The organism is Allosphingosinicella deserti, assembly GCF_003012735.1.
Classification (GTDB): Bacteria; Pseudomonadota; Alphaproteobacteria; order Sphingomonadales; family Sphingomonadaceae; genus Allosphingosinicella; species Allosphingosinicella deserti.
Genome location: NZ_PXYI01000006.1, coordinates 343,239 through 366,517, shown reverse-complemented (window position 1 = coordinate 366,517; position 23,279 = coordinate 343,239). Strand labels below are relative to the sequence as shown.

Below are 23,279 nucleotides of genomic sequence, written 5' to 3'. Positions count from 1 at the left end.
CTCCTCGCCATTGGGGTCTGTTTCCGCCCCTCCGGTCGAACTTCGCCCATCCGGGCCGGTCCTTGCACCGATGGCGCTTGCGACATCACCGTTGCGTTATGAGACTGATCTATAGGAGCAGCAACTTACGTATAGGTCAATCCTGTCGCAGCGCTCGCTGCGACAGGATGATGCTCTTGGCAAGCCTTTGTTGCACAATGGTTATCGTCAGCCGGTAAATCGCGTCGTCCAGCTCGCTCGGGTCAGAAGGCTTCCGCAGGCAAGGCCATCATCGAGGCCTTGCCGGTCTTGATCGTCAGGAACAATGTCGTCGCCTGCGGCAGGATCCGATCGAAGAAGAAGGCGGCGGTGGCAAGCTTGGTGGTGTAGAAATCCGCATCCCCGCTCCCCTCCCCCAGCCGCGCCTTGGCGATCTGCGCGGCCTTGAGGAAGGTATAGCCCATCCCGACCAGCCCGAGCATGCGCAGATACTCGCTGGCCGCGGCGCCCGCTTCCTCCGGATCCTTCATCGCCTTGCGGGCGATGGTCGCGGTGGTGAGCTGAAGCGCACCGAAATTCTGCATCAGGGCGCCGGCGAAAGCGGAGATCTGCGGATCCTGGCTCTTGGTGAGGTCCTCGCACAGCGCCGAGACCGCGTGGAAGAAGGGTCGCATCGCCCGGCCCATGTTCGCCGCCATCTTGCGGCCGACGAGATCGAGCGCCTGGATGCCGTTGGTGCCTTCGTAGATCTGGGTGATACGGGCATCGCGCACGAACTGCTCGACGCCGTGCTCCCGGATATAGCCGTGGCCGCCATACGTCTGCACCGCAAGGTTCGCCGCTTCCGAGGCGAGATCGGTGAACAGCGCCTTCACGACCGGGGTCATCAGCGCCACGAAGTCGGTCGCGCGGGCGCGGACCTCGGGGTCCTTGCTGTGCTTTTCGGCATCGAGCGCACGCGACGCCCATTGCCCGAGCGCGCGGCAGCCTTCGGCGTAGACGCGCATTGTCATCAGCATGCGGCGTACGTCGGGGTGGACGATGATCGGATCGGCCGAGAGCTCCGGCTGCTTGGCACCGCCGAGCGCCCGCCCCTGCAGGCGCTCCTTGGCGTAGGCGACGGCGGACTGGTAGGCGATCTCGTTGATCCCCAAACCCTGTATACCCACCGAAACGCGCTCCGTGTTCATCATCGTGAACATCGCGGCCAGGCCCTTGTTGGGCTGGCCGACCAGCCAGCCGATCGAATCGTCGAACGCGATCTGGCAGGTGGCGGACGCCTTGAGGCCCATCTTGTGCTCGATCCCGGCGACGGCGACATTGTTGCGCGGGCCGATCGTGCCGTCGTCCTTCGGCAGATATTTCGGCACCAGGAACAGGCTGATGCCCTTCACGCCCGCCGGCGCATCGGGCAGCCGGGCGAGCACTAGGTGGATGACGTTGTCGGTCAGATCGTGGTCGCCGGCCGAGATGAAGATCTTGGACCCGGTCACCTTGTAGCTGCCGTCTTCCTGCGGCACCGCCTTGGTGCGCAGCAGGCCGAGGTCGGTGCCGCAATGCGCCTCGGTGAGGCACATCGTTCCCGACCATTCGCCGCTGACCATCTTGGGCAAATAGGCCCGCTTCAGGTCCTCCGCCGCGTGGCCCTCGATCGCCGTGGTGGCGCCGTGGGTCAGACCCGGATAGAGGCTGAACGACAGGTTCGACGCGCAGATCATCTCCTCGACGAGCTTGTTGACCGTCTCCGGCAGCCCCTGCCCGCCCCACTCCGGATCGGAGGCAAGCGACGCCCAGCCGCCCTCGCGGAACGTGTCATAGGCCTGCTTGAAGCCCTTGGGCGTGCGGACCACGCCATTTTCCAGGACGCAGCCTTCCTCGTCGCCGCTGGCGTTGAGCGGCAGCAACACGTCGCGGGCAACGCGGGCGGCTTCCTCGAGCACCGCGTCGAGCAGATCGGGGGTGAATTCCTCGAACTTTTCGAGCCCGCCGAATTCGTCGTCGGCGAACAGTTCGTGGAGCACGAAACGCATGTCGCGCAGGGGTGCGTTGTAGGTCTGCATGTCCTGGTCTTCCGATCAGATGGTCTGGGTTCGGGTGGCGACCTCGATCGGCCGCGATGTAACTTGAAACTCTTAGCTCCGTTCGGGCTGAGCTCGTCGAAGCCCCTTCCTTCTTCTCCCGCGGAAGAAAGGGAGGGCTTCGACAGGCTCAGCCCGAACGGTTTGCGGCCAATGCACGGGTCAATTGCGCAGCGGCTTGCCGGTTTCGAGCATGTGCTCGACCCGGGCCTGGGTGCGGCGATCCTTGACGCTGGCCATGAACGCTTCGCGCTCGAGCTTGAGCAGCTGGTCCTCGGTCACCGTGTCGACCAGATCGGCGTCGCCGCCGGTCAGCACGTTGGCGAGGCGCCCGGCCACCACGGTGTCGTAATCGGTGGCCACACCCTTCTTGTGGAAGTCGCGCACGGCATTGCCGATCGCCACCCGGCCGCTTTCGCCGGGCAGACGGAAGGTCGGCTTCTCCGGAGGCGCATAGCCCTCGACCAGCGCGAGGGCCCTGGCCTTGGCGTCGGCGAGCAGGCGGTCGCGGTTCATCGTGATGCCGTCGGTGGGACGCAGGAACATCATTTCCCTGGCCTGCGCCGCCGACTTCGACACCGAGGCGGTCGAGATCGTCTCGAAGGCCTTGACCACCGCCGGCATCGGGCCCTTCGGCATTGCCGGGGACTTCACCATGCGATCGATCAGTTCGCCATGGCCGCCCCATCCCGGGACGAGGCCGACACCGCATTCGACCAGGCCGACATAGCTTTCGGCATGGGCCTGGACCGCATCGGAATGGAGCAGGATCTCGCAGCCGCCGCCGAGCGCCATCCCGGCCGGCGCCGAGACCACCGGGAACGGCGCATATTTGAGCGCTTTGTAGGCCTGCTGCCCGGCCGAGACGAGCTTCTCGATCTCGCTCCACGCGGCGATGTTGAGCGCGAACATGGCGAGACCGAGATTGGCGCCGGCCGAGAAGTTCGAGCCCTCGTTGTAGACGACCAATCCCTTGTACTGCGCCTTGACCAGCGGGATCGCCTTCTGGACGATCTTCATCACCTCTTCGTCGAGCGCGTTCATCTTGCCGGTGAATTCCAGGCAGACGATCCCGTCGCCGATGTCCCACAAAGCCGCCGAGCCGTTCCTGAGCAACGGCTCGCTGCGCAGCTTGACGTCCTCGAGCAGCAGCACGCCTTCCGGCCGGACGACGTCGCGATACTCGCCGTCGGCGGCGAGATACTGGCGCACGCCGTTTTCTATTCGATAGAAGGGCCGGCCGCCGGCCCTGGCGAGGATCGGCGGAACCGTGCGTCCCTCCGCCTGAAGGCGCGCGGCGAGCTTGCCCGGCCCCATGCGGTCGATCAGCTCGAACGGGCCGAACTTCCAATTGTAGCCGAGCTTCATCGCATCATCGATGCCGACGACGTCGTCCGCCGCCTCGCCGACCAGCGAGGCCGCATAGGAAAGCACGTTGCCGAGGATCGTCCAGGCATAGGTGCCGGACTTGCCGGGCAGCGAGACGAGGGCGGCAAGATCCTTCTCGGCCGCGCCCGGCAGCCGCTCCGGCTTGCGCTCCGGACGATATTCGCCGGTGGCGAGATCGAGGCTGAGCTTGGCACGCGTGCCGTCCGGCTTCTTGTCGAGACGATAGAAGCCGCCCTTGCCCTTGCGACCGGTGAAACCTTCCGCGATCATCTTGTCGACCAGCGGCATCGGTCGGATCGTGTCGAAATAGGCGTCGCCTGCCGGAAGCGTCGACGCGAGGCTCTTCGACAGCAGCGGCATGAGATCGACGCCGACGAGATCGACCAGGCCGAAGATGCCGGTCTTGGGGACGCCCATCGGCCGGCCACCGACCTGGTCGGCTTCCTCGACGGTCAGGCCCTGGTCCATCGCGGCGTTGATCGCGACCGCGAGCCAGTAGGTGCCAATGCGGTTGGCGATGAAGCCCGGCGTGTCCTTGGCGCGAACGATGCGCTTGCCCATCATCCGGTCGACGAAATCCTCGACCTTCCCAGCCACGCCAGGATCGGTGTCGGCACCGCGGACGATCTCGATCAGCCGCATGTAGCGGGGCGGATTGAAGAAGTGGGTGATCAGGAAGTCGCGCTTGAACTGGTCCGAGCGTCCTTCGACAAGGTGGCCGAGCGGGATCGTCGACGTGTTGGACGACACTGCCGTGCCAGGACGCTTGAGCTGCTCGAGCTTGGCGTACAGCGACTGCTTGATGTCGAGCCGCTCGACAATCGCCTCGACGATCCAATCGCACTCGGCGACGCGGCCGAGATGGTCGTCGATATTGCCGGTCTCGACCAGCTTCGCCGCCGATTTCGACATGAACGGCGCCGGCTCGGCCTTGAGCATCTTGGCGACCGCGCCCTTCGCGACCGAGTCACGATCCGCCCCCTCCTTGGGCACGATGTCGAGCAGCAGCACCGGCACGCCCGCATTCGCCACCTGGGCGGCGATTCCGGCACCCATAACGCCGGCACCGATCACGCAGACTTTCTTGATCGGCTCCATCATGCACGCTCCAGCACGGTGGCGATGCCCTGGCCGCCGCCGATACACTGGGTGGCCAGCGCATATTTGCCGCCCTCGCGCTCCAGCAGGGCCGCGGCCTTGCCGACGATGCGGGCGCCGGTGGCGCCGAGCGGGTGGCCGATCGAGATGCCGCCGCCGTCGAGATTGATCGTCTCTTCCTTGAGGCCGAGATCGCGGATGCAGGCGATCGCCTGCGATGCGAACGCCTCGTTGATCTCGACCACGTCGAGATCGTCGCCCTTGAGCCCGGCGCGCTCCAGTGCCTTCAAGGACGCGCCGATCGGGCCGAGACCCATCGTCTCCGGCTCGCAGCCGGAAACGCCGATCGACTTGATGCGCGCGAGGATCTTGAGGCCGTTGGCCTGCGCGAATTCCTCCGAGGTAACCAGCACCGCCGACGCGCCGTCGGTCAGCGGCGAGGACGTGCCGGCGGTAACCGATCCATCCTGGCTGAAGGCGGGCTTCAGGCCGGCGAGCACTTCTTCGCTGGTGTCGGCGCGGATGCCACCATCCTGGCTGACCACGCCCGTCTTGGTCTGGATCGGCACGATCTCATCGGAAAGCCTGCCGGCGTCACGCGCCGCGGCGGCCTTCCTGTGGCTCTTCACCGCGAAGCTTTCCTGCTCGGCGCGGGTGATCTGGTATTTGCGGGCGACGTTCTCGGCAGTCTCGCCCATGCCCATATAGGCGCCGGCGCTCTTCTTCGCGAGGGCCGGGTTGGGAAGCGGGTTGTAGCCGCCCATCGGCACCCGGCTCATCGATTCGAGGCCGGCACAGATGAACGCATCGCCGGCGCCGATCTGGATCTGTCCGGCCGCGATGTGGATCGCGCTCATCGATGATCCGCAGAAGCGGTTCACGGTCATGCCGCCGACCGACAGCGGCAGATCGGCGAGCAGCCCGATCATGCGGGCAACGTTGAGGCCCTGCTCGCCTTCGGGAAAGGCGCAGCCGAGGATGATGTCCTCGATCTTGGCAGGATCGACCTTGGTCTTTTCGATGAGCCCGCGGATCGTCTGGGCGGCGAGATCGTCGGGACGGACGCGGGCGAGTTCGCCCTTGCCGGCGAGGTGGAAAGGCGAGCGGGCGTAGCCTGCGATCACGACTGTGGTCATCGATTCCTCATCTTCTGCCTGGTTTGGCCTTGCGGCCTCACGTTAAGGTGCGTTACCTGACGCATACGTCAAGGGCTAATAAGGCGCTCCGATGCGGTGGACAACCGGGAGGCGCACGTTTTTTTGGAGAGGCGTTGAATGCAGATCGCTGAGGCCAGGGGTGTCGAGCTGAATTTCACGCCGCGGCTGCTGACCGAGATGTTCGCGGAGACGGCGAGCCGTTTCGGCGCGCGTCCCGCCATCGATTTTCTGGGCCGGATCACCACCTACGGCGAACTCGCCGGCATGATCGACAGGGCCGCTGCGGGCCTTCAGGTCTTGGGCGTGAAGCCCGGCAGCCGGGTCGCCTTGTGCCTGCCCAACATCACTTATTATCCGGTGCTGTTCTTCGCGACGCTCAAGGCCGGCGGCACCGTCGTCAACGTCAACCCGCTCTACGTCGAACGAGAGCTGCGCCACCTGCTGGTCGATTCGGGCGCCGACATCATCGCCACCTGCGACATCCCCGACATTCACGCCCGCGTGTCCCACGTCGCCGCCGAACTCGGCCTCCGCCATGTCATCACCTGCCCGGTCGCCGGGGCTCTGCCCGGCGTGAAATCGGTCGCCTACCGCCTGCTCAAGCGCCGCGACATCGCCACGATCCCGGCCGAGCCGCGCCAGATGCGCTTCGCCGATCTCGTCGCGGGCGCCTCCGCCCCGCAGCCGGTCTCGGTCGAACCGGACGCGGTCGCCGTGCTCCAATATACCGGCGGCACCACCGGCGAGCCCAAGGCGGCGATGCTCAGCCACGCCAATCTCGTCGCCAATGCCGACGCTTGCTACCTGCACACAGGCGGCGCGCAGCGCACCGAGCAGGATCGCGTCCTCGGCGTCCTTCCCCTCTTCCACGTGTTCGCGCTGACCACCGTGCTCACCAATGCGGTGCGCAACGGCGCCGAGATGATCCTCCTGCCGCGGTTCGAGCTCCGCCAGGTACTCGACACGATCAAGCGGCGGCGGCCGACCTTCTTTCCGGCGGTGCCGACGATCTTCAACGCGATCGCCGGTGCGGCCGCCAAGGAGACGGTCGACATGTCCTCGATCCACGCCTGCATTTCCGGCGGCGCGCCGCTGCCGAGCGAAGTCCGCCAGGCGTTCGAGCGGGCGACCGGCGCCAAGGTCGTCGAAGGCTATGGCCTGTCGGAAAGCTCGCCGATCATAACCTGCAATCCGATCATCGACGGCGTCAACAAGACGGGGTCGGCCGGCCTTCCCTTCCCCGGCACCACGATCGAGATCCACGACCGCGACAATCCCGAGCGGCTGCTCGAGGTGGGGCAGATCGGCGAGATATGCGCGCGCGGGCCGCAGGTCATGTCGGGCTACTGGAACCGGCCCGACGCCACCCGGGAGGTGTTCTCGAACGGCGCGCTGCGCACCGGCGACGTCGGCTATCTCGACGACGAAGGCTATCTGTTCATCGTCGACCGGATCAAGGACGTGATCATTGCCGGCGGCTACAATGTCTATCCGCGCGTGATCGAAGAAGCCCTGTACGAGCATCCCGCCGTCGCCGAGGCGGTGGTGATCGGAGTCGATGATCCCTATCGCGGCCAGGCCCCCAAGGCGTTCGTCACCCTTGTCGCCGGCGAGAGCGCGACTCCGGAAGCGCTGCGCACCTTCCTGTCCGACAAGGTCAGCAAGATCGAGCTTCCGCGCGAGATCGAGATCCGCGAGACCTTGCCCAAGACGCTGATCGGCAAGCTGTCCAAGAAGGAGCTGGTCGAGGAGGAACGGGCGAAGGCTGCAAAGTCGGCGGCAGCGGATCCGGCGAATGGAGCAGGGACGGGAGCGACGCATGGGGGAGACGGGGAGGTTGCGATTGAGCGAGGCGGCTGAACAGCTGCAGGGGATCCAGGAGGTCGCCGACAGCCTCGGCATCACCACCCGGACCCTGCGCTTCTACGAGGATCGCGGCCTCATCGAGCCGCGCCGGGTCGGCACCCAGCGCATCTATTCGAAGCGCGAGACGGCGCGCATGCAGCTCATCCTGCGCGGCAAGCGTCTCGGCTTCTCGCTGCGCGACATCCAGGAATTCCTCGATCTCTACGATGCCGATCCGCAGCATCTCGAGCAGATGCGGGCGCTGGCGGGCCGCTGCCGCGAGCGCATCGAGGAGCTGGAAGCGCAGAAAGCGGCGCTCGAGCAGACGGTCAAGGAACTGGCGACGATCGAACGCGAGGCACTGGCGCGGGTAAAGGGTACGGAGAAGAGTTAGCGGACTGGTGAAGGGGGTCAGAACGCCTGCCACAGGATCAGCAAACCCAGGAGCAGGAAAAGCGGACTGTAGAGCCGCGTGTCATAGCGAGCCCAGCGCGTGCTGCGCATTGTCTTGAAGAAGCCGACATAGACGTTCGGGACCAACGCGCGGCAGACGAACGCAATGCCGATCACGAGCAATGCCGACCCGACGAACTCGGGCGGGAGCGGCAGCCGCAGGTGTCCGGCTTCGGCGAGCAGCAGCAATGCCAAAGCGAGCAGGCAGAGCGTCACGCCGCCAGCGGCCGGTCGCCACCAGGGCAACCGGTGCGCCATCACCGGCGTGCCATCCGCGCTCTGCGGAAGCGAAACGGAATATCCAAGCGTTCCCCCAACCGCCCAATGCGCATGGAAGCCGGCGGCGAACGCGATGATTGCCAAAGCGAGGACAAGCGTCATGCGGGGAGCCTGTGCCGGCCTCGCCTGCCGCCATCAATCGAAGAACCTGGATATTCCGCAGCTATCGCCTATAAAGGTGCGGTCCCCCATCTCGTTGCTGCGGAGCATCGCCGAAACCTGCGGAATCAGCGTCGCGGCACCTTCGCGGCTTGCCGCCGTGGAGGCGGAGGATTATTCCTTTGAACCCAATGCGGAGGGCTGCCGCAAGCGGAGTGATTCCCGATGTATGCTTTCAACGCCACCACCCTCCACAGCGACGTCGCGACCGCCGGGAGTGCGCCCGTGCTCTTCGGCCTTCGTCTGGTCGGCGCGATTGAGCAGACTGACGTGGCGATCCTCTCGGGAGTCGCCGTGTCGGACGTGGATCTGGACCCGAAGAATGACGGTCTTGGGGATTATGGCGGCACCTTCCTTCTGGTGCAGGGCGATACGCTCGACACTGTCGACCAGTTCAGCCTCGTTGCGGGCCCGAATTTCTCGATCAACGGACCGGTGTTGCTTGCCGACGGGCGCGCCTTCGCCAGCTATTCGGTTCGCAACGGCGAGATCGAGATAGACTTCTATCCGAGCAGTGTCGCCGGCGTCACGGCAACTTCGGCGCTGGTCAACGAGGTGATGCAGGCGGTCCGGTACCGCAACGGCAGCGACTCGCCCGCCGCGCGCACCTCTGTGACTGTGGCGTTCGGCGACAATTCTCCCGGCGGCCAGGTCGCAGCCGGCACGATTCCGATCGAGATCACCGCAATCAACGACGATCCCGTGAACACTGTCCCGCTCTCGCAGATGATCCCGGAAAGTTCGGATCTCGTCTTCTCCGTCTCCAACGGGAACGCCGTGTTCGTCTCCGATCCCGAGGCGACGACGCTCGAGGTCACGATCGGCGCCTCGCACGGCACCCTCACCCTTGCCGGGACCAACGGGCTGACCCTGCTGAGTGGTGACGGCGTCGATGATACCCTGATGACATTCCGCGGCAGCGCCAACGCAATCAACGCCGCGCTTGATGGCCTCGTCTTTCACGGCACGCCCGGTTATCGTGGCCAGGCCGGTCTCTATGTGCGGAGCAGCGATCTCGGCGGAAGCGGCCTCGGCGGAACGCTGACCGACAAGGACGTGGTCGCGATCACCCTACGCCCCAAGGGCGATCTCGTCGGGGACGCCGGCGACAACGATTTCGGTGGCGGTGAGGAAGCGGATCGCTTCCTGTTCCAGCAGGGCGGGAACGATCACGGCGTCGGCCGCGGCGGCGACGACCTCTTCATCTTCGGCGATCAATGGAGCGCCGGCGACAGCGTCGAGGGCGGCTCCGGGACCGACACGCTTCAGCTCACCGGAGACTACCAGCTGCGCTTCGGCGAGACCCAGATCGGCGGGATCGAACAACTGTTGCTGATCGGCGGCCCGACGGGCACCGCCTTCGATTACTGGCTCCAGATGGGCGACGGCAATGTTGCCGCCGGCGCGCAGCTGCGGGTGGATGGACGGGATCTGGTCGGAACCGAGACGCTCACCTTCGACGGTAGCGCCGAGCGGGACGGCGCCTACGAGATCCTCGGCGGATACGGCGCCGACAGCCTTACCGGCGGCGGTCAGGACGACATCCTGATCGGCGGCAATGGCGCAGACACCCTCGTCGGCCTGCGCGGCAACGACCGCCTGACCGGTGGCATGGGTGCCGATCTGCTGAACGCCGGCAACGGTCTCAACGTCTTCGTCTATGCCTCTGCAGCCGAATCCACCGCCTCCAAATTCGACACGATCCAGGGCTTCGACCGCTTCTTCGATCGAGTCGACCTGCCGTTCACGGTGCGCGGATGGACCGGCGAGATCGCCTCCGGTGCGCTCCGCACGGCAAGCTTCGGCAGCGACCTCGGCAAAGCGGTCAACGCCGCGCTGGAAGGGCATTCGGCTGTCCTGTTCACCCCTGACAGCGGCGACTATGCCGGCCGCACTTTCGTAGTGATCGACGGCGACGGGAACGGAACCTATCAGGCGGTTCAGGATTACGTGATCGAGTTCGCACAGCCCGTCTACGCACTCGAAATGTCGTCGCCGATCTTCATCTGACGATAAGATGCCGAATACCCAATGAGATCACGCGGAATTGCCAGCTTGCTTCGTGGATCCGCGGGAAGCTCCTAGTCCCTTGTAATAATTTTGCCATAATCGGTATCGCGGAAAGCATAGCCGTCCCGCAGAATGAAACATGCAGGCTGGCGGTTACCGCATTTTGCACAATCAGGCGAGGATCACGCCTGCCTCAATCACCGAGTGCATTCTCGTCACTTGCTGCGGCCCATGCATCATGGTTAACGCCTAGAAGGCTCACGTGTACTTGAGCTCCTTTAGCCGGAGTAACTTGGATGTATGTGTCGAAAATCAATGCCTTGCTGCACCGGAACGTCAAGGGCGAATCAAACGACACGGTTTCCCCCCACATCTTGCCGCAGGAATATGCGAGAGCAAAGCCGAGCCTTGCCGTGCCGAGCCGAAGTGACGGCAGTCAAACGGACGATGCCATGGGCACCGGCGACCGCGGCACCACGATGAGCGGCGTTGGCTCAGATCCAGTGGCTTTGAACGGGATCGGACCCGTGGACCTGATCGAAGGGATCCCGGTCGCGTTGTTTCCAGGGGTCACGATCTCAGCTGAAGGCGACCTGTTGAACGACGGGCGTGGCGATTTCCGCGGATATATCATCCAGATTCGTGCTTGGACGAAATATGACGATTTTACGATCAAGGGCAACCAACATCTGACAGTAGAAGCTGGATCTTCCGAAAACATTTTCAACTTGAAATACGATGGAAAGGTTTTCGCCTTCATTGACACAACACCGCTTGTAGATGTGCCGGGCACCAAGTTTCCTGCAATGAGCATTAAGTTCACAAGCCTTCAGACGATAGCAACTTCGGCTTTGGCTGATGAGGTACTTCAGGCCGTCCACTACCGAAACACGAGCGACACTCCGCCGGCACAAGCAGTGGCAGATATCGTTCTAATCTCGCGTAACGGGATGGGTTACGGGTACGATTTCCAGTCGCTCTCCAACAGTATCACCGCGGTCAACGACTCGCCGACCGTCAGCGTGTCTCCGACTCAGTTCGCGGGCAAAGCGCAAGATCTCGTCTTCTCTGCCTCCAACGGCAACGCTGTTACCGTATCGGATCCGGAAGCCGCGACGCTGCAGGTCACCCTCAGCGCTGCACATGGCAGCTTGACGCTTGCGACAAGTGCCGGCCTGAGCTTCATCGATGGCGATGGCGCCAGCGATACGACGATGACGTTCCAGGGCACAACCGACGCGATCAACGCAGCCCTCGATGGCCTGCTCTATCGAGGTGCCCTGGACTATCGCGGCGAGGATGTACTGACGGTGAGCGCCAACGACCTTGGCGGCAGCGGAACGGGCGGCGCCCTGACGGATCAGAGGTCCATCGCAATCACGCTTGATCCAACGAACGAACGCGTCGGCACCGCCGGTGACGACATTCTGACCGGAACCGGCAATCCCGAGAGGTTCCTGCTTCAGCATGGCGGCGACGATCTCGCGTCCGGCGGCGGCGGCGGCGATGTCTTCGTCTTCGGCAACCGGTGGGGAGCCGCAGACAGGGTCGACGGCGGCGCGGGTCAGGACACGCTTCAACTCACCGGCCAATACGAGATCGCTTTCGGCGAGAACCAGATCACCGACATCGAACGCCTGCTTCTCATCGGTGGTCCAACGGGAATCGCCTTCGGCTACACCCTTGATATGGCAGATGGGAATGTCGCTGCCGGCGATCGCTTGGTGGTCGACGGCAGGAATCTCGTGAGAACCGAATCCCTGATCTTCGACGGCACGTCCGAAACGGACGGCTCCTACCAGGTGTTCGGCGGTTTCGGAGCCGATGTCATCTCGGGGGGGCGCGGCGATGATGTACTTTCAGGCGAACATGGTGTCGATCAACTCATCGGCGGCGACGGCGAGGACATTCTGGTGGGGGGCCTAGGCGCCGACATTCTCGACGGCGGCGCGGGTGCCGATGTCTTCCGTTTCAACTCGGCCGCGGAGTCGACCACGATCCGGTTCGACACGATTACCGGCTTCGACGTCACCGAAGACCGCATCGACCTGCCCTTCGAAGTAACGCAGCTCTACACCGTCAACAGCGGCTCGCTCAGCGTCGCCACGTTCCGCAGCGATCTTTATTTCAGTGGCAATCATAGTGCAGCAATCTTCACGCCGGACAGCGGTGACTTGGCCGGCCGGACCTTCTTGCTGATCGATGGCGACGGAGCGGCCGGATACACGCCCGTGCAAGACTATGTGATCGAGTTCGCCCAGCCTACAGGTCCACTGGAGCCCGTGAACTTCTTTATCTGAGCTGACGAGAGACGGTGGAGCGCTGCGCTCCACGGTCTCTTGCTAGATGTCCCCAGCACGACACACGTTCGCCATACTTAGCAGGAGTGCCACTCATGTATGCTTCCAAGGCGACCAAGTCCGCCTCGCCTTCTCACGCCAGCGCTCCAAGCGCTGTCGACATTCTACCTATGCAAAGCGACGAGGGCGTTGGGCGCTCGGTTACGCTCGCAAGTTCCGACACGGTACCATTCAGAGCCGCTGGAGTTTCAACCACCACCGCCGCGATGGACAAGAACGAAAGAGCCGCAGTGAACGCACCGGCTGCAGCCGCAGTGAACACCCCGCCGGTTTGGTCCGGCCTGGATCCCGTCGACATGGTCGAAAATGGTCCGGCGGTTGCGACGTTCGCCAACGCGCGCATTTCCGACGTCGATCTGGATGTTCTGAACGGGGGACTCGGCAACTACCAGGGGGCATGGCTGTTCGTGCTCTCGCACGAATATGACGTCCACAGCTTTGTGGCCGGCAGCAGCTTCACGATCGAGAAAAGCCCCGTCGAAGATTTCTATTTCCTGAAGCACGATGGCCTAGCCTTTGCGCGCTATCGGATCGGTTACAACAGCCATGACCCGTCGAGCTATGATCAGTCCATCGACTTCACGAGTGAGGGAACGATCGCGACGTCTGCGCTGGTCAATGACGTCATTCGATCCTTTCGGATGGAATATCGGCTCAATCCATCGCCGACTCAGACCAGTGATGCGATCGTGTTCGGGGACGCAACCGGCCCCTCCCCCAATGTGAGTGTCGGCATAGCCCCGATCAACATGACGCAAGTCAACGATGCGCCAACCAATGTCGTGCCCGGGCCGCAATTTGTCGCGAGCAGCACCGACCTTGTCTTTACGACTGCCAACCAGAACCAGCTGGTCGTCCGAGACCCCGACATGCCCGATTACCTTGAAGAACAGGGAATTCTGGAAGTGACGATCGCCGCTCTCCACGGCAGCATGACGTTCGCAAGCGCAGCCGGATTGAGCTTTTCCAGCGGCGACGGAACGGCGGATGCGACGATGACCTTTCGCGGGACCATCGCGGCGATCAACACCGCGCTTGACGGTCTCGCCTATCGCTCCGACCCGGGCTATTCGGGTCAAGATACAGTGACCGTCACGACCAGCGACCTTGGCGCGACCGGGATCGGCGGCGTGCTCATCGATCAGGACAGCTTCACGATCGATGTCGCGCCCGACCTCGATCTCGTCGGTGAGGCCGGCAACGAGCGACTGTTCGGAACAGAGGCGGCGGATATATTCCAGGTTCAGCAGGGCGGCGAGGATCGAGCGGAAGGACGCGGCGGGGACGATCTGTTCGCGTTCGGCGCGGAATGGTCCGTTGGAGACAGCGTGCTCGGCGGGACGGGGTTCGACACGCTGCAACTCGCCGGCTCTTATGATTTCACGTTCGGCGGAGATCAGCTCAGCGGGATCGAGCGCCTCCTCCTGATCGGCGGTCGGACGGGCGTGCCCTGGGATTACCACCTGACCATGGCCGACGGCAACGTCGACCCCGGGGAACGGATGATCGTCGATGCAAGCGATCTCGTGCGAACCGAGTCGCTAACCTTCGACGGGCGGGCGGAACGGTATCCTCTTGGCAGCTACGAAGTTGTTGGCGGGTTCGGTGCCGACACCGTCTACGGTAGCATGAGCGACGATCGGCTTTCCGGCGGGAATGGCGATGACAAGCTTTATGGCGCGGGTGGCAATGATGTGCTTTTCGGAGGACTCGGCGCTGATTTCCTGACCGGCAACGGGCCGGGCACCACATTCTTCTACACGTCGGCCGCGGAGTCGACGACCACACGCTTCGACACCATCGAAGATTTCTCGTACTGGGTTTTTGGCGACAAGATCGACCTCCCGTTTGAGGTCAGCGGATGGTCCGGCAATCTGACCACCGGTGCACTCAGCACGGCAACGTTCGGGGGCGATCTCCGTAGGGCGGTCAACACCTCGCTCGAGAACCACTCGGCCGTTCTGTTCACGCCAAACAGCGGCGATTTTGCCGGCCGCACCTTTGTCGTCATCGATGGCGATGGCGATGGATCGTACACAGCCGTGCAGGATTATGTGATCGAGTTCGCACATCCCCGCTTGCCGATCGACACGAGTGTCGACATCTTCATTTGAGCGGACGTGGTTGCGGCACCCGGCGGGTGAGGCTTGCACCTCGCCCGCCCGGGCCACGTCTTGCGCAGCGATCAGGAATTGTCCCGTCCCGTGCCGACGCGCTTCAACCATGGACCGGCATGGAAGGCACTCATCAGCAGGTACATCAGCGGCATTCCGCCAAGCGGGGCCGCATGCCCGGCGTCGCACAGCATCGCGGCGGCCTGGGTGCCGCCAGAGCTGAGCAACGCCATGACCGCGAAGGTCGGCGAGGCTGCGAAGGCGAGCCATGTCGCCGCCTTCGCTCCGATCGACCGCCGGACATCCGCCGCGTCGCCGGTTCCGCTGGAACCGGCCGCGCTCATGCTCCCGTGCCCGATTGCGGTCCCTCGCCCGCCGCTTGCGCGCGGAACGCCTTCTCACCCGCCTCGGATATTTCCACCCAAATCTTGTCGGGCGCTGCGTCGGGCACATAGCTGTCGTGCCAGTTCCACCATTTGTAGGTCGGCGTCTGCGGATAGCCCGGCGGCGAATCCTCCCAAACCTCCTGGCGGCCGAGCGGGGTGATATCGAGATAGTTCCAGGTACCGCCCATCTGCTCGTCGCCGCGATTGTTGAGGAAATAGGTGCGGAACACGTCCTCGCCGTCGCGGTAGAAGACGTTGGTGCCGTGCCACTCGCCGACCTCGAAATCGGCATCGAAATCGTCTGTGATCGTGAACCAGGGGATGTCCCATCGCATCCGCTGCTCAAGCCGGGCGATGTCGGCCTGCGGCGCACGGGAGACGAAGACCAGGCTGGTGTCGCGGGCATTGAGATGGGCGACGTGGGCGACCTGGTCCGCCACCATCGAGCAGCCGCGGCAGGCATGATCGGGCCAGCCGAACACGCCCGGTTCGAAGAAAGCGCGGTAGACGATCAACTGGCGGCGGCCGCCGAACAGGTCGAGCAGGCTCGCCTCTCCCGCGGGACCCTCGAAGCGATAGTCGTTGCGCACCTTCATCCACGGCATCCGCCGCCGCTCCGCCGCGAGCGCGTCGCGGGCGCGGGTGATCGCCTTTTCCTTGACCAGCAGATCCGCCCGGGCCGCCTGCCAGGCCTCGGCCGACACGATCGGCGGCTTCTCCATCGGCGGCTGCGGCGCCGTTTCTTCTTGGGGGCCTGAATTCATCTCTTGCTCCTTCGCTGGGCGCATTGTTGCATGACCGCTCAAAGCGAATGCAGTGACGCCGGCTTCTCGCCTCGTTGCGAGAAGACCTTGTGCCGGGAAGGCCGGTAGCCGTGAGTAACAACTATGGCGGGATTTCTTCCGCGCTCCGGCGAGCGCGGCGACCTTGCGAACGCGCGTACCGAGACAGGTCGGCGATCCGATCCCCTCGTCCAAACGGGAGGGCTGGCCGAACTGCCTCTAGGCCGGCCGGCTTCGGCGCAAATGCATGGGAAGCGCGCGCCGCTCCCCGGCCGACCTCAGGGCCGCCGCACGACCAGCGACGCGTCGTCGATCGTCAAGTCGAGGCGCTTGGAGTCCTTGGCGCGATCGATCAGGAATACCGCATTGCCGCGCGCTGCGACGATCGAACTCATCGCCTGGCTGAGCGGGATCGTGACCGTCGGGATACGGGGATAGTCGCTCGACACCTCGACCAAATTCTTGCCGACCCGTTTCACGGTGATGGTCACGTCCGACTGAGACGAGCCGCGTGCATCGGAGATCACGTCGCCTTGGTAGACGCCCTCCACTGCATCGCCGAGATCGGGCTTTCGATTGGGCTGCGCGGGAGCCTGCGCCGACACAGGCGCAGGCGTCGAAACTGCGGAAACAATGGTCAGAGCACAGGCGAGAATAGTCGCGGCGATCGGTCTCATGGGCAGAAGACTCCAGCAGATCAGGCAGCCTAACTCAGCCTTGTCCGGCGAGCCAGAGCAACCTCGTCGAGGGAGCTTTGGCATCTCCCCGCGCGGTTCCTCGCGGCTTGCCCAGGGGGCGTCTAAACTCCATAGGCCGGTGACCATCGGGCGGGAACGACATGAACAAGACCAGGCTGGAAGCTTTTAGCGACGGCGTCATCGCGATCATCATCACGATCATGGTGCTGGAATTAAAGGTCCCGCACGGTACCGAGCTTGCCGATCTGGCGGGGCTGCTGCCGGTCTTCTTCAGCTATGTGCTGAGCTTCGTCTATGTCGGCATCTACTGGAACAACCACCATCACATGCTGCACAGCGTGCGGTCGGTGACGGGCGGCCTGCTCTGGGCCAATCTCCACCTGCTGTTCTGGCTGTCGCTGATCCCGTTCGCCACCGCATGGATGGGCGAGAACCATTTCGCGGCAAGGCCGGTCGCACTCTATGGCTTCGTGCTGCTGATGAGCGCCACCGCCTACCGCCTGCTCGCCTCCACCTTCGTCCGCCACGAGGGCGAGGGATCGACCCTCGCGACGGCGCTCGGCAAGGATCTCAAAGGCAGGGTGTCGATGCTCCTCTATGCGGCCGGGATTGCCGCGACCTTCGTGCATCCGGCAATCTCGCTGGCGCTGTACGTGGCCGTTGCAATCACTTGGGTGATCCCCGATCGGCGGGTGGAGCGGTTGATCGGCGACGCGTGACCACGCGCTTCCGGGCGCGGCAGCCACGGTCGTCGTGGGTAGACAAGGCAGCGCAGTCTCCTTTCATGCAGGAACGACGCTGGCATGCGGCCCGCGCAGATAGCATAAGCGGGTGATGGTCGCCCTTCTTGCCGCAATCTGCCTCGCCACCGGCACTCCGGACAACAGGGACGAAGGCGGATTGATCATACCGCCGCTCGCCGAACCCACTTTGCCGGTTACGGCGCCGTCCGCGGCGGGCTTCGCGCCGGCAGGTTGGCGCGTCGAGCGGGAGATCCGCGGCGACCTCAACAAGGACGGGCGGCCGGATCTCGTCGCCGTTCTGAAGGGGGCCGATCCGGGCTGCGTCGTCCGCACCGAACTCTCCTCAGAGCCGATGGACACCAATCCGCGCTTGCTGCTGGTGGCGTTCGGGACGCCGCAAGGTTTCACCCGGCAGGTCGCCAACACCGCCATCATCCCGCGCCAGGAAGATCCGTTCGTCGACGATCCTCTGGACAATGGGGAGTTGTCGATCCGCGCCGGCATATTGCGGTTGAAGCTCGGCCATTGGCGCAGCGCGGGCGGCTGGGGGACCTACACCAACGCTCTTGCCTTTCGCTGGGACGGATCGGCGTTCCGGTTGATCGGCTTCGACAAGGATCACCTCCAGCGCAACAGCGGCGAGACCGAGAAGCTCAGCGTGAACTTCCTGACCCGCCGGGCGCGGATCGCAACTGGATCGATCGCCGATGACGCTGCCGAGAAGGTGGTCTGGACTACGGTGACCGGCGTGTCGCCGCCTCCGCTGGAGACGTTCGGCGACGGGCTCTCGTTCGAACCGAAGCTTCGGACCGGTGCCGCAGCCAACTGATCGCCTGGTAAAGAATGCTATCGGCATGAGGCGCGGCATCGCGGGAACAAGGCCTTCACGGCCACTCCTGTCACGAAAGCGCAACGGCCGCGCGGCACAGCGCGCCTGATACGGCGGCCCTCCGGCCGCCCCGCACTCTCGGGTGAACGATGCGTCTCGATTTCCTCACGCCATCACCTTCCGGCTGCGCGGAGCGCGTTCCGCGACGCTGAGCACGACAGCGCCGCCCCTTCCGTCGCCCGTTACCTGGAGTCTGTCTCATGCCCGATCGGCAGCTTGCCGCCCGCCTCGCGCTCTCGCGCCGCCACTTGCTGCGCGGCTTTGGTGCCGCCGCGGTGACCGCCTTCGCTCTGCCCCTGCCGCGGAGCGCGCTCGCGCAACCGATTTTCCGGACCTATCCGTTCCAGCTCGGTGTCGCGTCGGGCGAGCCGATGCCGGACGGGTTCGTGATCTGGACCCGGCTTGCCCCCGAGCCGCTGGCGCCGGGCCACGGCATGCCGGCCCAGCCCATCGAGATCCAGTGGGAGGTCGCCGAAGACGAGCGGTTCCAGACAATCGTGCGCAAGGGCAATGCGGTCGCACGGCCCGAACTCGGCCATGCCGTTCATGTCGAAGTTGCGGGCCTCGCCCCCTCCCGGCCCTATTGGTATCGCTTCATTGCCGGGCGCGAACGCAGTTTCCCCGGCCGCGCGATGACTGCGCCCGCGCCGGGCGCCGCGGTCGACCGCCTCCGCTTCGCCGTTGCCGGGTGCCAGGCCTATGATGCCGGCCATTTCACCGCCCACCGCGAGCTCGCCGCCGAAGGCGTCGACTTCGTCTTCTGCTACGGAGACTATATCTACGAGGGGCGCAGCAACCGGTTGCGCAACGGCCCCGAGGGTCCGGTCGAGGTGGTGCGGCCGCATGAGGGAGACGAGCCCTATACGCTCGACGATTATCGTCGCCGCTACGCCCAGTACAAGATGGACGCCGATCTGCAGGCCGCGCACGCTGCCGCCCCGTGGCTTCCGGTGTGGGACGATCACGAGACCGACAACAATTGGGCGGCGGCGGTCGATCAGGACGGCACGCCGCCCGCCTTGTTCGCGCTGCGCCGGCAGGCCGCGGCCCAGGCCTATTACGAGCACATGCCGCTTCGGCCCGCGTCGTTTCCGGTCGGGCCGGCAATGCAGATCTACCGCCGCGCCCGCTTCGGCGACCTGCTGGACCTCGATCTGCTCGACACCCGCCAATACCGCACCCCGCAGCCGTGCGACGGCGCCTGGGCGAGCGACTGCGCGGAGGCTGGCCGCCGCGAGGCCGACATGCTCGGCGCGCGCCAGCATGCGTGGCTGATGGACGGCCTGAGACAGTCCAGGGCCCGCTGGAACGTCCTTGCCCAGCAAGTGATGGTGATGGATCTCGACCGCGATACCGGCCCCTCCGCCGGCTACAATCTCGACAGCTGGGCAGGCTATCGCACGCCGCGTACCCGCCTGCTCGAGGGCATCCGGGACAGCCAGCGCAGCAACGTCGTGGTCCTGACCGGCGACGAGCATCAGAATTTCGCCGGCGAGCTCCACCTGGACGGCCGCCGCCCCGGGCCGCGGCCGATCGCAGTCGAGTTCGTCGCCACGTCGATCACCAGCGGCGGGGACGGCGAGGATCTCCGGGCCGACATGGTTCCGATAAAGGCCGCCAACGACCAGCTCAAATTCGTCAACAGCCAGCGCGGCTATCTGATCTGCGATGTCGATCGGGAGCGTTTCCAGGCCGAATTCAAGGTCCTCGACCGAGTTTCGACGCCGGGCGGAACGCTGACCACGCGCAAGACGATGGTGGTCCTGCCGGGCGAGCCACGCCTCGTCGACGCCTGAACGCGCGGCCGAAGCGGCGGCGCTCAGTCCCCCGAGGTGGTCGGCGGCGGCGGCGGCGGCGGCGCGTCGCCGCTCGCCAGCACTTCATGCTTTTCCTCGCCGAGATAGAGCCTGCGGACCATGACCAGCACGACGATGGTCAGCGGAGTCGCAAGCAGCACGCCGGCGACTCCGAACAGGATCCCGGCAGCGATGATCCCGAAGATCGTGATCGCGGGCGGCAGGTCGACCATCTTGTTCTGCAGCAACGGCATCACGAGATTGCCCTGAAGCTGCTGCACGCCGATCAGCACGGCGATCGTCCAGAGGCCCGTATCCGTGCCCTGACCGAAGCCGAGCACCGTCGCCGGGATCACCGCTACGAAGATCCCGAGATAGGGCACGAACTCGGCCATCCCGGCAACGAGGCCGATCGCCCACGCGGCCGGCACCCCGATGAGCCACAATCCGAAACCGGTGGCGATGCCGACGAAGATCATGCCGAGCGCCTGGCCCTTGAGCCAGTTGCGCAGCGACACCGTCACCGCGTCCAGCGTCTCCGCGACCTGTCCCCGCGACGCGGTCGGCACCAGCCGCAGCAGCCCTCCGGCGTATAGCGTTGGCTGCGCCGCCAGATAAAGACCGCCGACCAGCACGATCGCAAGCCCCGACAAGGCGCCGCCGACGGCCGCCAGGGCCTTGGTCACGGCATTGACCAGAGTCTGCCCGCTCGGAGCAAGGCCCTGCGCGCGTTCCAGCAAGGCCGCGCCCGTGGTCGAACCGCGAAGCCGCGCCTCGACATCGGCCCAGGCGGCGGGAAGCCGGGTGGCGAGCTCGGCGAATTCGCCCTGAAGGGTCGTACCGAAGAAGGTGAAGGCGCCCCCGACAATCGCCAGGAGGCCGAGCACGCTCACCCCCAGGGCGATCGCGAACGGCAAACGCGTGCGGCGCCGGATCGCATTGGTGATCGTCAACAGGATCAGCGCCACGAGCGTGCAGGCGAACAGCAGCAGGAGAAGATCGACCAGCTGCCACAGCACGTAAGCCGCAGCGAGCGTGGCCAATACGATCACGGTGGCGCGGAAGGTGCGGCGTTCGAACGTGTCGCGGGTGGCCGGCATCGGCGGCGTTTCATGGCTGATCTGATCAGCCTGCTCGGAGAAATTGGGCATGACTGCTGGACGTGCGTGAACCCGTGCGGTTCCGCAAGCCGGGATTGGCGCCTGACTTCGATGCACGGCCGACGTGCCTGCCGGGGGACATAGCGGGCGGGATGCCGCCATCCACGCTCAATGGCAGCGCCCACAAGTGCGATCGCCAAACACCCGGAACTTTATTGAGCGCTGTTCATTTTATAGCAATTGAACAACGCTCAATAGGCACATGGGACGGATGACCCGCCCCGAACCGAACAGGAAAGGAACCGACATTATGAATTTGCGCCCCCTGATCGCGACTTCCCTTGCAGTCGCCATGCTGGTCGCTGCGCCCGCCGCGCAGGCCTATCCGGTCAAGACCAGCGGCACGACCCGGGCAACGCCGCAGCTCGCCGCCGACATCGTCGCGCGCCTTTCCGCCTATGGTAAGGCAACCCGCGGCTGCTCTTTCGTGTTCTCTGCCGAAATGCGGGTGATGCCCGCCTCCTATGTCCCGCGCGGACCGGCGGCGCCGGTGCGGGCACGAGGCGGGCATTACGAGCAATGGAGCGTCAATGCATGCGGCCAGCGCCAGCTCTTCCAGGTCGGGATGTGGCCTTCCCCGCGCGGCGGGGCAGACTTCGCGCTTACTCCGCTCACCCCGCCGCAACCGCTGCACCGGTCCTGATCAGAGCCTCTTAGTCCATTTTTGACAAAGGAAGACGATGATGATCCGCAAGCTCAATATCGCCGCCACCCTCGCCTTGAGCCTGGCCGCAGCGGTGCCGACCGCCGCCGCCGCGGCACCGCTGTCGACGTGGTACGGGCGTTACGCCTACAGCGAGTCGCTCGGCCGCATCGGCGGCGGCAGCCCGAGCGAGGCGCCAGCCGCCTTCGTAGATCATGTCCTGACCATCGGACGGAATGGCTGCACCCTCGTCAGCCAGGGGTTTCAGACCAGCCAGCGGATCCGCTGCACGGTGACCCCGCAAGGGCAGTCGGCGATCGTCAAATTCTACGGCTACGACGGCCCGGCCCGCGCGGCGCGCTTCTCCCGCGGGCAGCCATTGCTGACCCTGACCCGCAGCGGCCCGCGCTTGCTGACGCGTTGGCAAGGCATGACCCGCATGGACGGCAGCCGCCCGTCGCAAGTCGCCTTCCGCCGCCAGTGACGAATCGGCCGCCGCCGGGAGGCGGCGGCCGTCCCCTCACAGCGCGACGACCCCGGACGCATCGTGGGAGCGAGACATGATCTTCTTCATCGGATCGGCGATCGCCGCCTTCCTGGTCACCACCCTGGCGGCGCGAACGATCGTGCTGCGTTGGCCGGGCGTCTCTCTGAGCACCCAGGTCATCTGGTCGGCGCTGAGCTTCCCGATCCTCGCGCTCGCACTGTTCGCACTCGCGACCGTCTGGACACTTGTCCAGAGCCGCCAACTGACCGAGCCCGGCGGCTCGACGGGAATGGTCGTCTTCGCCATGGTTTTCTTCCTTCTCTACGCCGCCGTCATCGGCGCAGTCGTCGGCATCCCCACGGCAATCGCAATGGTGCGCATGTTCCGCCAGAGCTGACCTTCGCTCCCAAATCTCCTCGGAGGATGTTTGTCGCCGCCGCCGCTCGGTGCGCCCTGCGACCTGCCGGCTGCGGCATGAAAGCCTGTATTCGGCCTGTATTTACAGGTTGGCCGCGGCTGCCGCATTCCCCGGTGTGGGCGGCGCCACAGGCGGGGAATTTCGACCGAGGCCGGGACGTCTGACCACAATGTCAAAGAGGCGGCCGGCATCGCCGCTATCGCAAGCTTCTAGACCATTTCCCGGAATAGGAACATATCACGAACGAACCGATTTCGCAAGCCGGCTGGTGCGGAAGCAGCCTTCGAGCCAGCATCGTTTGTTGAGCGCGCGCGGCTCTGCGCTGGAGAGCCCCGTTGTCAATTGCGCCTCGACGC

19 protein-coding genes are annotated in these 23,279 nt (G+C 65.0%); 11 read left to right on the top strand and 8 right to left on the bottom strand.

Features of this window, described 5'->3' with window-relative positions; genetic code table 11:
* Positions 1–242 precede the first annotated feature (242 nt).
* From C7I55_RS19115 to C7I55_RS19105, 3 genes are all read right to left on the bottom strand, one after another.
* On the bottom strand, positions 243–2,039 hold the full coding sequence (locus tag C7I55_RS19115) for an acyl-CoA dehydrogenase C-terminal domain-containing protein (RefSeq protein ID WP_106514604.1): 1,797 nt from the start codon (positions 2,037–2,039) through the stop codon (positions 243–245).
* A gap of 180 nt (positions 2,040–2,219) precedes the next feature.
* Positions 2,220–4,547, bottom strand: a complete 2,328-nt coding sequence (locus tag C7I55_RS19110; protein ID WP_106514603.1) for a 3-hydroxyacyl-CoA dehydrogenase/enoyl-CoA hydratase family protein — start codon at positions 4,545–4,547, stop codon at positions 2,220–2,222.
* Positions 4,544–5,680: a thiolase family protein gene (locus C7I55_RS19105; protein WP_106514602.1), complete on the bottom strand. Its 1,137-nt coding sequence runs from the start codon at positions 5,678–5,680 to the stop codon at positions 4,544–4,546. The genes C7I55_RS19110 and C7I55_RS19105 overlap by 4 nt, the downstream gene beginning before the upstream one ends.
* A gap of 138 nt (positions 5,681–5,818) precedes the next feature.
* Between C7I55_RS19105 and C7I55_RS19100 the strand changes: the two genes are divergently transcribed.
* Both C7I55_RS19100 and C7I55_RS19095 read left to right on the top strand, forming a co-directional pair.
* Entirely contained in the window at positions 5,819–7,561 is a 1,743-nt protein-coding gene (locus C7I55_RS19100) for a long-chain-fatty-acid--CoA ligase (protein WP_106514601.1), read from the top strand.
* On the top strand, positions 7,545–7,940 hold the full coding sequence (locus tag C7I55_RS19095) for a MerR family transcriptional regulator (RefSeq protein ID WP_408640617.1): 396 nt from the start codon (positions 7,545–7,547) through the stop codon (positions 7,938–7,940). The genes C7I55_RS19100 and C7I55_RS19095 overlap by 17 nt, the downstream gene beginning before the upstream one ends.
* Positions 7,941–7,957: 17 nt before the next feature.
* On the opposite strand, the gene C7I55_RS19090 is transcribed toward C7I55_RS19095, so the two are convergent.
* Positions 7,958–8,380, bottom strand: a complete 423-nt coding sequence (locus C7I55_RS19090) for a DUF3995 domain-containing protein (protein ID WP_106514599.1) — start codon at positions 8,378–8,380, stop codon at positions 7,958–7,960.
* A 222-nt stretch (positions 8,381–8,602) separates the two neighbouring features.
* Between C7I55_RS19090 and C7I55_RS19085 the strand changes: the two genes are divergently transcribed.
* From C7I55_RS19085 to C7I55_RS19075, 3 genes are all read left to right on the top strand, one after another.
* The gene (locus tag C7I55_RS19085; protein ID WP_106514598.1) at positions 8,603–10,447 is read left to right on the top strand and encodes a calcium-binding protein; all 1,845 of its coding nucleotides are present in this window, start codon (positions 8,603–8,605) and stop codon (positions 10,445–10,447) included.
* A gap of 296 nt (positions 10,448–10,743) precedes the next feature.
* Positions 10,744–12,747: a calcium-binding protein gene (locus C7I55_RS19080; protein WP_106514597.1), complete on the top strand. Its 2,004-nt coding sequence runs from the start codon at positions 10,744–10,746 to the stop codon at positions 12,745–12,747.
* A 290-nt stretch (positions 12,748–13,037) separates the two neighbouring features.
* Positions 13,038–14,921, top strand: coding sequence for a calcium-binding protein (locus tag C7I55_RS19075; RefSeq protein ID WP_158266501.1), 1,884 nt, complete (start codon positions 13,038–13,040; stop codon positions 14,919–14,921).
* A 71-nt stretch (positions 14,922–14,992) separates the two neighbouring features.
* Here the strand turns inward: C7I55_RS19075 and C7I55_RS19070 are convergent, their stop codons facing one another.
* The 3 genes from C7I55_RS19070 to C7I55_RS19060 all read right to left on the bottom strand — a co-directional run bounded on the left by C7I55_RS19070 (position 14,993) and on the right by C7I55_RS19060 (position 16,766).
* Complete coding sequence (locus C7I55_RS19070) at positions 14,993–15,265, bottom strand: hypothetical protein (RefSeq protein ID WP_233222299.1); 273 nt, start codon at positions 15,263–15,265, stop codon at positions 14,993–14,995.
* Positions 15,262–16,071 (bottom strand): DUF899 domain-containing protein, encoded by an 810-nt coding sequence (locus C7I55_RS19065; protein ID WP_106514595.1) that lies wholly within the window; start codon positions 16,069–16,071, stop codon positions 15,262–15,264. The genes C7I55_RS19070 and C7I55_RS19065 overlap by 4 nt, the downstream gene beginning before the upstream one ends.
* Positions 16,072–16,367: 296 nt before the next feature.
* Positions 16,368–16,766, bottom strand: a complete 399-nt coding sequence (locus C7I55_RS19060) for a hypothetical protein (protein ID WP_106514594.1) — start codon at positions 16,764–16,766, stop codon at positions 16,368–16,370.
* Positions 16,767–16,927: 161 nt separating this feature from the next.
* Between C7I55_RS19060 and C7I55_RS19055 the strand changes: the two genes are divergently transcribed.
* The 3 genes from C7I55_RS19055 (at position 16,928) to C7I55_RS19045 (ending at position 20,215) form a co-directional block, all read left to right on the top strand.
* Positions 16,928–17,506: a TMEM175 family protein gene (locus C7I55_RS19055; protein WP_106514593.1), complete on the top strand. Its 579-nt coding sequence runs from the start codon at positions 16,928–16,930 to the stop codon at positions 17,504–17,506.
* 112 nt (positions 17,507–17,618) lie between these two features.
* Positions 17,619–18,359 (top strand): hypothetical protein, encoded by a 741-nt coding sequence (locus C7I55_RS19050; RefSeq protein ID WP_158266500.1) that lies wholly within the window; start codon positions 17,619–17,621, stop codon positions 18,357–18,359.
* 260 nt (positions 18,360–18,619) lie between these two features.
* Positions 18,620–20,215: an alkaline phosphatase D family protein gene (locus C7I55_RS19045; protein ID WP_106514591.1), complete on the top strand. Its 1,596-nt coding sequence runs from the start codon at positions 18,620–18,622 to the stop codon at positions 20,213–20,215.
* Between the two features lie 23 nt (positions 20,216–20,238).
* Here the strand turns inward: C7I55_RS19045 and C7I55_RS19040 are convergent, their stop codons facing one another.
* Positions 20,239–21,366, bottom strand: coding sequence for an AI-2E family transporter (locus C7I55_RS19040; protein ID WP_158266499.1), 1,128 nt, complete (start codon positions 21,364–21,366; stop codon positions 20,239–20,241).
* Between the two features lie 259 nt (positions 21,367–21,625).
* On the opposite strand from C7I55_RS19040, the gene C7I55_RS19035 reads away from it, so the two are divergent.
* From C7I55_RS19035 to C7I55_RS19025, 3 genes are all read left to right on the top strand, one after another.
* On the top strand, positions 21,626–22,018 hold the full coding sequence (locus C7I55_RS19035; protein WP_106514589.1) for a hypothetical protein: 393 nt from the start codon (positions 21,626–21,628) through the stop codon (positions 22,016–22,018).
* Between the two features lie 40 nt (positions 22,019–22,058).
* A complete protein-coding gene (locus C7I55_RS19030; RefSeq protein ID WP_146151080.1) occupies positions 22,059–22,502 on the top strand; it encodes a DUF5991 domain-containing protein in 444 nt (147 codons plus the stop codon).
* Between the two features lie 76 nt (positions 22,503–22,578).
* Positions 22,579–22,902, top strand: coding sequence for a hypothetical protein (locus tag C7I55_RS19025; protein WP_106514587.1), 324 nt, complete (start codon positions 22,579–22,581; stop codon positions 22,900–22,902).
* Positions 22,903–23,279: the final 377 nt, after the last annotated feature.